The sequence below is a fragment of the uncultured Senegalimassilia sp. genome (assembly GCF_934632265.1).
In the GTDB taxonomy this organism is placed as follows: Bacteria; Actinomycetota; Coriobacteriia; order Coriobacteriales; family Eggerthellaceae; genus Senegalimassilia.
In genome coordinates this window covers 1-9331 of record NZ_CAKTYH010000079.1, presented here as the reverse complement: position 1 = coordinate 9331, position 9331 = coordinate 1, and the positions used below count along the sequence as shown (strand labels likewise).

Annotated in this window: 10 protein-coding genes; 2 read left to right on the top strand and 8 right to left on the bottom strand. The window is 59.6% G+C overall.

Annotated elements, in window-relative coordinates; all coding sequences use genetic code 11:
* The 3 genes from Q0H50_RS06670 to Q0H50_RS06660 all read right to left on the bottom strand — a co-directional run.
* On the bottom strand, nt 1–286 hold a 286-nt coding region (locus Q0H50_RS06670), incomplete at its 3' end, for a PspC domain-containing protein (protein WP_294420748.1).
* On the bottom strand, nt 283–1164 hold the full coding sequence (locus tag Q0H50_RS06665) for a hemolysin family protein (protein ID WP_294420745.1): 882 nt from the start codon (nt 1162–1164) through the stop codon (nt 283–285). The genes Q0H50_RS06665 and Q0H50_RS06670, both read right to left, overlap by 4 nt.
* Before the next feature lie 42 nt (nt 1165–1206).
* Entirely contained in the window at nt 1207–2025 is an 819-nt protein-coding gene (locus Q0H50_RS06660) for a hemolysin III family protein (protein WP_294420743.1), read from the bottom strand.
* Nucleotides 2026–2188: 163 nt separating this feature from the next.
* Between Q0H50_RS06660 and Q0H50_RS06655 the strand changes: the two genes are divergently transcribed.
* A complete protein-coding gene (locus tag Q0H50_RS06655; RefSeq protein ID WP_294420741.1) occupies nt 2189–2632 on the top strand; it encodes a GatB/YqeY domain-containing protein in 444 nt (147 codons plus the stop codon).
* Nucleotides 2633–2736: 104 nt separating this feature from the next.
* Here Q0H50_RS06655 and Q0H50_RS06650 read toward each other — a convergent pair whose 3' ends face one another.
* The 4 genes from Q0H50_RS06650 to mazG form a co-directional block, all read right to left on the bottom strand.
* Nucleotides 2737–3864 (bottom strand): aldo/keto reductase, encoded by a 1128-nt coding sequence (locus Q0H50_RS06650; RefSeq protein WP_294420740.1) that lies wholly within the window; start codon nt 3862–3864, stop codon nt 2737–2739.
* 81 nt (nt 3865–3945) lie between these two features.
* The gene (locus tag Q0H50_RS06645; RefSeq protein ID WP_294420739.1) at nt 3946–5373 is read right to left on the bottom strand and encodes a glycoside hydrolase family 30 beta sandwich domain-containing protein; all 1428 of its coding nucleotides are present in this window, start codon (nt 5371–5373) and stop codon (nt 3946–3948) included.
* A 5-nt stretch (nt 5374–5378) separates the two neighbouring features.
* A complete protein-coding gene (locus tag Q0H50_RS06640; RefSeq protein WP_294420737.1) occupies nt 5379–6155 on the bottom strand; it encodes a GTP pyrophosphokinase family protein in 777 nt (258 codons plus the stop codon).
* 210 nt (nt 6156–6365) lie between these two features.
* Nucleotides 6366–7268: a nucleoside triphosphate pyrophosphohydrolase gene (gene mazG / locus Q0H50_RS06635; protein WP_294420735.1), complete on the bottom strand. Its 903-nt coding sequence runs from the start codon at nt 7266–7268 to the stop codon at nt 6366–6368.
* Nucleotides 7269–7609: 341 nt separating this feature from the next.
* Between mazG and Q0H50_RS06630 the strand changes: the two genes are divergently transcribed.
* A complete protein-coding gene (locus tag Q0H50_RS06630) occupies nt 7610–8461 on the top strand; it encodes an RNA methyltransferase (RefSeq protein WP_294420734.1) in 852 nt (283 codons plus the stop codon).
* A gap of 191 nt (nt 8462–8652) precedes the next feature.
* Here the strand turns inward: Q0H50_RS06630 and Q0H50_RS06625 are convergent, their stop codons facing one another.
* Nucleotides 8653–9084 (bottom strand): universal stress protein, encoded by a 432-nt coding sequence (locus Q0H50_RS06625; protein ID WP_294420732.1) that lies wholly within the window; start codon nt 9082–9084, stop codon nt 8653–8655.
* Nucleotides 9085–9331: the final 247 nt, after the last annotated feature.

Sequence of the window (9331 nt, the reverse complement as noted above, 5' to 3'; positions counted from 1 at the left end):
GCCCCATTGCGGCACCTCGAGCGCGACGGCAGTCCACCGCGCCGAACGTATCGGAATGAACTGAATCAGGCTCCACCTTCACGGGTTTCACCTGCATGGGTCTTTTAGGAAGCACTGCCCAGAGCACCAGATACGCAAGGCCCGCAAGGCCGAGCGACAACACTGCGAACGTCAGGAACAGGATGCGCACCACCAACGGGTCGACATCGAAGCGCTCGGCGATTCCGGCGCACACGCCCCCTACCAGCGCATTGCGCGACCGGTATAGCTGGCGCGTTCGACTCACCGCTCCTCCTGACCTGCCTTGCCATCGGATGCCTGCGAGGCGTCGTCGGATATGCGCTCCACGCGCACCGCAAGGATGCGCCGGCGTCGCATGGAGTGGATGGTGAAGCGGTAGCCGTCCTTTTCGAAGGAGTAGCCCATTTGCGGAACGGTGTCCAGCATGCTGAGCACCCAGCCGGCTATGGTCTCGTAGTCCTCGGACTCGGCAAGCGGCCAGCCCATTTCCACGGCGTCCTCAACAGGGAAACGACCGTCGGCAAGCCACACGCCGGGACCTTCCTGCTTCAGAATGGGGCGTTCGCGATCGGTTTCGTCCACGATCTCGCCCACGATCTCCTCGACGATGTCCTCGACGGTAATTAAACCATCGGTCCCACCGTACTCGTCCACCACGATGGCCATCTGTTGCCGTTTCGTTTGCATTTCGGCCAGAAGCGGGAACACGTCCTTGGATTCGGGCACGAACAACGGCTCGAAGGCGTATTCGACCGCCAGGTCGTCGCCACGGCCGTCGAGCACGGGGGGCACCAGGTCCTTGTAGTGGACCACGCCGACGATGCGGTCGATATCCCCTTGGAACACCGGAAGGCGCGAATATCCCGTTCCCATCATGCGGTCCACCGCCTGACGCACGGTTTCGGTATCCTCCACCAAGATCATGTCGACGCGCGGCGTCATGATCTCGCCTGCGTCCATATCGCCCAGATCCAAGATCTCGTGGATCATGCGCTTCTCGTCATCGAGTAGATCGTCGCTGTCCGCCACGAAATCCTTGATCTCGTCCTCAGCCGACAGGGCTTGGCGCTTCGGTGCGCCCAAGAAGCCGAAAATGCCCTTCAATCCCTTTTTGCCGTCGCCGTCTTCGTTTTTCCCGTTCATGCGCTAAAACCGCTCCTAGTGATAATTTCCTTTTGAGCTAGCCTACATGACATACAGCGCAATCGCCAGGAATTGCAGCACGCTTCCCGCCACAACCCACAAATGGAATATGGAGTGCATGTACGGGATTTTCTTCAGCACGTAGAAGATGCAGCCGACCGAGTAGCAAAGACCGCCTGCGACCAGCAGCCACAGGCCCGCAGCGGGGATGGCTTGGATAAGCGCCGGCAGGAACCCCACGATAGACCAGCCCAGTGCAAGATAGAGCACCGCAGAGATCCAACGCGGGCGGAAAACCCAGAACGCCTCGCAGGCAACGCCTATCACGGCAAGCACCCAAACGAACGCGCACAGCACGATACCGTTCGAATCGGCAAGGGAGATCAAGCAGAACGGCGTGTACGAGCCGGCGATGAACAGGTAGATGCAGCTATGGTCCAGCACCTTGAACACGCGCTTGGCCTTGTCGACGGCCAACGCGTGATACAGCGTGGACATGGTGTATTCCAGCAGCATGGTGAGCGTGTACACCAGCGCGGCGAACAGCAGGATGCCGCCGCCATGGCCAACCGCCTTCACCACAAGGATGGGGATGGCTGCGATCGCCAGAAGCGCACCGATGCCGTGCGAGATGGAGTTCGCTATCTCCTCGCCTAGCGTATATTCGCGCACGTTGTGCTTCCTGTTCGCCTCGTTCGCAGAGGTTTGCGCAGTCTCGTTGCGATGCGCTCGAGCCTCGCGCAGGTCGCGCGGCTTGAACTGCGACGGCGTCCAGGCATGGGAAGACGCGGCCCCAGCAGGGGTTTCAGATGCGCCGGAAGGCATATCCGGCGATGCGGGGTATGTCGTTTCAGTATCCATAGGCACCAGTTATACCACACACGCAGTATAACGGCTCCCGTATGCTGCGCGCCCGTAGCGAAGCGGCTGCGCAACGGAAGCCAGCGTCTTGCAAGCGGCGTTATACTTGGAAACGGAACACCTGGCGCCACGCGCCGCAGGACCTCGATACCAAGGAGCGCACATGCAGTACGACGAGCTGAAAGAGCACATCAAGCAAGCCATGAAGGCACACGACAAGGTACGCCTTTCCATCCTTCGCCAAGTTCACGGCGAGATCAAGGACATCGAGGTGAACGAGCGCCGCGAGATCACCGAGCAAGACGTCGACGATATGACCAAGCGCGTCATCAAGCAAACCAAGGAAACGCTGGAAGGCTCCATCAAGGCCGGCAACGACCAGGAGCGCACCGACATGCTCACCGCCCAGGTCAAGATGCTCGAGGAGCTGCTGCCCCAGCAGCTTGCCGGCGAGCAGCTTTCCGCGCTCATCGACGTCGTGCTGTCCGAAACAGGCGCGACCACGAAGAAGGAGATGGGGCGCGTCATGGGCGAGCTCACCAAGCGCACCGGCGGCAACTTCGACAAGGCCGCTGCCGCAAAGGAGCTGCAGGGCAAGCTGGCCTAACGAAGCGCCGGTAAGCGAATAGCGAAAGCGCCGCCTGCAACGCTGGCGGCGAAAGCGAACGGGCCCGAAGGCGATGCACGCCTTCGGGCCCGTTCCACAAACCCCTACTCGAAATGCTCGGCAGCCTTCTCCAGCTGCTCGATGATGTCGATGCTCTGCGGGCACATGGCCTCGCACGCGCCGCATTGGATGCAGTCGCTCGCACGGCCCGGCGCCGCCTGCCAGCTATATTGCTGCTTGGCGAACTCGGTGTTCTCCGTTTGAACCTCCAGGTTCAGCAGGTTCATGATCTCGGGAATGGCAACCTGCTGCGGGCAGTCCTTCACACAGTAACGGCAATTGGTGCACGGCACCGTTGGCACGGAAGCCAGCACCTCGCACGCCGCATCGAGCGCCTTCTGCTCCTCCGGGGAGAACGCTCCGCCGTGCTCGTGCCATTCGGCGACGTTTTGCCTTACCTGGTCGGGCGTGGACATGCCGGAAAGCACGGTGAGGACGCCGAGCTGGTTGTAGCAGAAGCGATACGCCCACGACGCCTGGCTCAGATCCGGGCGCGCTTTAAGCAGCGGCGCCGCAACGGCCGCCGGCAGATCGGCCAAACGGCCGCCGCGCGCGGGTTCCATGATCACCACCGGCTTACCATGCTTGCGGGCAACCTCCATGTTGCGGCGCGATTGCACCACAGGGCTCTCCCAATCCAGATAGTTCACCTGCAGCTGGATGAAGTCCACTTCGGGATGCTCGTTGAGCAGCTGGTCGAGCGTCTCCGCGCCGTCGTGCATGCTGAAGCCCACGTTGCGGATCTTGCCAGCGGCCTTCATCTCCTGCGCCCATTCCCACAAACCGAAGTCGTCGAACTTTTTCGTGCGCTCGCCGCCCACGTTGTGCAGCAGATAATAGTCCACATAGTCGGTGCCCAAGCGCTCAAGGGAGGTATTCAGGCAAGCCTTGGCGGTTTCGGCATCGGGCAGCGCCCAAGCAAGGCACTTCGTGGCGATGGTGAAGCTCTCACGCGGATAGCGCCCCACCAGCGCCTCGCGCAACGCCACCTCGGAATGCCCGTCATGATAGACGAACGCCGTATCGAAGTACGTGCCGCCGGCGTCCATGAACAGGTCGACCATCTCCTTAACCTGGTCGATGTCGATGGCGGTGACGTCCTTGGGGTCGGTCAGCGGAAAGCGCATGCAGCCGAAGCCGAGCTTCGGCACGGTAGTGTTGCTTGCAGTCATCAAATGCTCCTCTCGTTGCATTCGATGGTAAAGGCTAGAGCGCACTTCAGGTCAAGGGCAGCTTGAAACGATGGCGAAAACCTACTTATCGCGTACCTCGTCCTCATTCCACACCAACGTGGTTATGCTATGCCCCGCCGCCTTGCACTCCGCCGTGAACTCCCCTTCCGACACCAGGAACTTTCGCGGCCTGGCATGACGGTTCAGCACGACCAACGCGCGCGACCCGTCGGGACGCAGGAAGCCCACGGTCTCCAGGTCGTCGGTATACCGGGACGTCAGGAAACGACGCGATCCCACCGGCGCAAAACGGGAGAAGTGCGCCATATAGAAGAACGACCGGTTTGCCACCAGCTCGCGCTTGTCGCGATCGTACATCAACGGCGCCTCGCAGAAGTTGCGGGCATGGTTCGGCCCGCCCTTCTCGTTGAGCAGCAGGTTCCAATCGATGAATCCGGCAGCGCCTGCGTTCAGGCTGCCTATGACGGCATGCGCATACTGCTCGGCCTTGCGTTCCTGCGTGGCCTTGCGATCCTCACCGCGCGTGTATTCCACGCAGCCTTCGGTGAACAGCAGCTCCTTGTCAGGCCAGCGTCGCGCCACTTCGTCCACCTGCTCGAAATGATCGCCTGCATACCAATGGAACGCCACGCCCGCAAAAGCATCAGAGGCGACCGTGCCCTCGGCTCGCCAGCCGGCGGCGGCAAGAGGCAGCTTCCCCGCCTGGCTCACCGACGCCCCGAAGGTGGACTGAACGCGCGACAATATCTTGTCGGTGTTGTGATCCCAGGCGAACAGCTTCACGTCACCGTGGCCCGAAGCATCCAGCGCCGGACGCAGATACGCCGCCGCAAATTGAGCCTCCTCCTCCGCGCTGAACAGGCACGAATCCCACGCTTGGCTTGCCATAGGCTCGTTTTGCACGCTCATGCGGCTTATGCGCACGCCCTCACGAGCATACGCGTCCACATATTTCGCCAGCACCTCAGCCCATGCCTCATACTGCGAACGACGCAGCTTCCCTCCGCCGTTCATGCGGCGGTTGGTCTTCATGAACGCCGGCGGGCTCCAAGGGCTTGCGAACAACTGCAGCTGCGGGTTCACCGCAAGCCCGCACTTGATGAACGGAAGCAGCAGCTGCCTGTCGCGGCTTATGGTGAACGACCGCAAGCCGGAATCGAAAGGCCGCACATACGAATAGTTACTCAACGCGAAATCGCAGCTCTGGATGTGCGTGCGGCACAAGCTGTACGCATTTCCGCCGGCTGCCGGATCGCCATCCTTCGCTCCCCCGAAGCACAGCAGCAGAAAACGGTCCTGCAGCTCGGGAGGCATCAAGGCGAACACGTTGGCCGCCGCCTCCGTGAACGCCCCGCCGAACCCCGAGATGCGCTGATACGCCACATCGGGACGACAGGTGATCAAGTTGAGTTCGGCATTGGGATTGCGCACGAAGCCCAGCTCATCTTGGGACAGCGTGTTATGCGCGTCCGTAACGTAACGCTTCATGGCAACTACCCTTCAGGCTCCAAGGCGCCCGCCAGCACCTGCATGCGGGCCTCGACTTCCTCGATGATCCGGCTGCAATCCTTCAGCTCGCTGCTGGCATCGATGCCCTGCACCTCGCTGACGGCTTTGTACTTCAAATCGTGCTCCAAGCTTGCCCAGAAGTCCATGGCCAGCGTTCTCAGCTGGATTTCCACGGGAATGGACTCCTTCTTATCCATGAAGAACACGGGGATGCGCGCGATAACATGAAGGCTTCGATACCCGTTCGGCTTCGGCGCGGCAATATAATCCTTCACCTTCACGATCTCAAGGTCATCCTGGCGATTGAGCAGCTCGAACAGGCTGTACACGTCCTGGATATAAGGGCAGATCACGCGAATGCCGGCGATATCGAGAATGTAACGCTCCATGTTCTCAAGCGTTGCCTCATACCCGTAGCGCCCGATCTTCTCATAGATGCTCGCAGGGGTCTTCAAGCGGCTTTCGATATGGTGGATGGGATTGCGATGCTTCTTCAGGTTCAGATCCTGGTCCAAAATCTCCAGGCGCACCTGCATCTCCCTCATAGCGGCCCGATACTTCTGCATAATCGACTGGGTCTCCACGCTAGCCTGATGCAGCTTCTCCATGCTCTCGGAGGTCATATGCAGATTCCCGTTCATATCGAACGCCGAAAGGTCGGGCACATTCGGAACGGGCAGTTGCTTTGCAGCGTTGTCCTCCACTGTACGCCCCTGCAGCCTTTCCGCGGCTTCGGTCGAGGGTTCACCGGTCGTACTCATCAGCTTGCTCCTTCTCCGCATCTTGCCGATGCGACGTAATCGCGATTCACGCAGTTCGCGCATTGAAAATACGCGCCGTAGGCCTAACGGCTTACGGCGCGTGCTATTGATTGAAGTTATGGTACCGCAGGGATAGCCAGGTTTACAGAGCGGCAAGGGCTTTCTTACCGTTCCGTTACCACAGTCTGTCTCCCGTTCAGGCGATCGCGCCTACTTGCGCAAATCGGCCTTCGCCTGCTCCCACAAGCGGTTTTGCTCCTCGCAGGTCATATCCTCAAGGCGTACGCCCTGCTCAAACGCAGACCGCTCCATGGCAGACCAGCGCGTACGGAACTTGCGGCAGCTTGCCCGCAGCGCGTTCTCGGAGTTCACGCCCATACGACGAGCGACGTTGACCAGGCTGAACAGCACATCGCCCAGCTCCTCCTCCACATGGGCAATTGCCTCAGGGTCGCCTTCGACCTTGCCGTTGGCCGCCTTCGGCGCCTGGTCGTATGCCTCGTTCAGCTCATCGATCTCGCTTCGCACCTGGCCCCAAACATCTTCGAGCGTTTCCCATTCGAATCCGGCCGCAGCCGCCTTGCGCGATATCTTCTGCGCCTGCATCAGAGCCGGAAAGCTCACCGGCACGCCATCCAGCAACCCGGCCGGCGGTTCGTCTCCGCTTTCCTCACCAGCCTGGTCGGCCGCCTGTTTTTCCCGAAGCTTCACCTTATCCCACAGGTTCAATACCTCGGATGCGCCAGCTGCCGCCTCATTCCCGAACACGTGCGGATGGCGCCTGACCATCTTGGCATCCACGTCCGCCGCAACATCCTCGATATCGAACTCGCCCGCATCGGCTGCAATCTGACTTTGCAGCACCACCTGCAACAGCACGTCACCCAGCTCCTCGCGCATATGGGCAACGTCGCCCGTCTCTATGGCATCGACCGCTTCGTAGGCTTCCTCGATCATGTTATGGGCAATGGACGAATGCGTCTGCTCGCGATCCCATGGGCAGCCATCTGGGGCTCGCAACGCCGATATCGTGGCCACGAACTGGTCGAATGCGGGATGCTGCTCAGGATGCGCCGCCCGCTCAAGCGCATTCTCATGTTGCGATGCCGACATACCATGCTCCTTTATCGAGTTTCGTTTGCTGAAGAGTATACCCTCCAACGCGACGAAGCCGCCTAACCTCGAGCGTCGCGCCCGTATTTACGGCAAGACGTCCCATAGCACCCAAGGAATTTGACCCGTTTCCCCACGATGCCCCGCAGCCAAACCCCCGAAGGACCGCACTCGCCTTTCCACCCACTGACTTAACTAAGAGCTTTGTTCCTCCATCGCTCTCTACCAACCCGCCGCGCCTTGACGACACGCCAAGCTGCAGGTTCCGCGCACATAGCCCACATTGATGCGGCTATCGGGTATTATTGACCCTAGGCAACACCGAACAGGAAGAACGGCTCATGATCATCAACGTCAGCACCATAGACGATCCCCGCCTTGACGCATACGCGCGTCTAACGGAGGTGCAGCTGCGAAACAAGCTCGAACCCGAGAAAGGCATGTTCATCGCCGAATCGTCGAAGGTCATCGAGCGCGCCGTCGCAGGCGGCATGCAACCGCTGTCGCTGTTGATGGAGGAGAAATTCCTTCCCGGTATGCAACCTATCATCGAGCAAATCGAGCAACGCTATCCAGATTTCGATTTACCGGTGTTTATCCTTCCCCATGGTCAGCTCAAACAGCTGACCGGTTTCGAGCTCACTCGTGGCGCACTCGGAGCATTCCGACGCCCCATCGCCTCAAGCGTTGAGGAAGTTTGCCGCAATGCCCGAAGAATAGCCGTGCTCGAGGACATCACGAACCACACCAATGTCGGAGCCATCTTCCGCAGTGCGGCAGCGCTCGGCATCGACGCTGTGCTCGTCACGCAAGCTTGCTACGACCCGCTCTATCGCCGAGCAGTCCGCGTATCCATGGGAACCGTGTTCCAGGTGCCTTGGGCCCGCATCGGCGCAGATTCCGGCGCTACAGGAGCTGGCTCTTGGGCCCACGACGGTATCCCGCTGCTGCACAGCCTGGGATTCAAGACCGCCGCGCTGGCGCTGTCCGACGATTCGGTTTCCCTCGACAACCCTCAACTGGCCAGCGAGGAACGCTTGGCCCTGGTGCTAGGCACCGAAGGCGACGGCTTGGCATCCAGCACCATCGCAAAGTGCGACTACACCGTGCGCATCCCCATGGCCCACGGAGTTGACAGCCTCAACGTAGCAGCAGCAAGCGCCGTAGCATTCTGGGAACTGCGCGCAAAGTAGCAAATCCCCCAGTCCTCACGCAGGAGCGCGGCCACGCGCCTGGAAGAAGCACCACAAATCGATACGCCCTGTTGCGCACCGTCAATAAGAGTTCGACGAACCATGTCCTATTTTAATTTGAGAGCGTCAAAAATGGCCGCCAACGAATACGCGCAAGCGGCCAATTGAACCATCCTCGAATTGCCTTGGAATTATTTAACGACCAGTACAGGAACCTTTGCCCCAGCAAGCACCTTGTGGCTAACGCTGCCCGTGTATTCCTTCAAACCGGACAGACCCCTGTTGCCGATAACGATCATGTCATAGTCACGCTGATCGGCAAGTCGAAGGATTTCGCTAGCAGGGTTGGTGCCGGTCAGCAGGAGCGAATCCGTACGAGATGCAACATCATCGCCCATATCATTGGCGGCAGCGGCCAACAAATCCTCGCCATCAGAGATCATCAAGTCCAAAATGCTTTGGAAGCTAGCCATTTGATCAGAGTTCAACATGGGAATCGGCACCACATACACAAGGTTGATATGGGCGTTCGGATTAGCGACAGCCAATTCCGATGCAGTCGCCAACGCCTTTTTCGAGCCCTCAGACTCATCAAATGCAACAAGCATCTTATCCACAGCCATAATGAATCTCCTCCCTTGCAGTCCGAATCAGCAGACCGCAAAATCGCGAGCAATCACTCCAATCCCTAACCTGAAGTATAGTCGACTTACCCTCCACAGTTCATACACAATTCGGTAACAGCAAGCACGACATCCAAAGCTAGTTCAATACCGACCCCAAATCCAGATAAGATTTCACATCTTGCCATACATTAGCATCCCCCAAAACGCAGAGAGGCCCGCAGGGTTTAGCCCCCTGCGGGCCTCT

What these genes read in the sequence shown, in the direction of transcription:
- Q0H50_RS06665 (WP_294420745.1), bottom strand. Translation starts at nt 1,164, where the DNA reads ATGAACGGGAAAAACGAAGACGGCGACGGCAAAAAGGGATTGAAGGGC.
- Q0H50_RS06660 (WP_294420743.1), bottom strand. Translation starts at nt 2,025, where the DNA reads ATGGATACTGAAACGACATACCCCGCATCGCCGGATATGCCTTCCGGC.
- Q0H50_RS06655 (WP_294420741.1), top strand. Translation starts at nt 2,189, where the DNA reads ATGCAGTACGACGAGCTGAAAGAGCACATCAAGCAAGCCATGAAGGCA.
- Q0H50_RS06650 (WP_294420740.1), bottom strand. Translation starts at nt 3,864, where the DNA reads ATGACTGCAAGCAACACTACCGTGCCGAAGCTCGGCTTCGGCTGCATG.
- Q0H50_RS06645 (WP_294420739.1), bottom strand. Translation starts at nt 5,373, where the DNA reads ATGAAGCGTTACGTTACGGACGCGCATAACACGCTGTCCCAAGATGAG.
- Q0H50_RS06640 (WP_294420737.1), bottom strand. Translation starts at nt 6,155, where the DNA reads ATGAGTACGACCGGTGAACCCTCGACCGAAGCCGCGGAAAGGCTGCAG.
- mazG (WP_294420735.1), bottom strand. Translation starts at nt 7,268, where the DNA reads ATGTCGGCATCGCAACATGAGAATGCGCTTGAGCGGGCGGCGCATCCT.
- Q0H50_RS06630 (WP_294420734.1), top strand. Translation starts at nt 7,610, where the DNA reads ATGATCATCAACGTCAGCACCATAGACGATCCCCGCCTTGACGCATAC.
- Q0H50_RS06625 (WP_294420732.1), bottom strand. Translation starts at nt 9,084, where the DNA reads ATGGCTGTGGATAAGATGCTTGTTGCATTTGATGAGTCTGAGGGCTCG.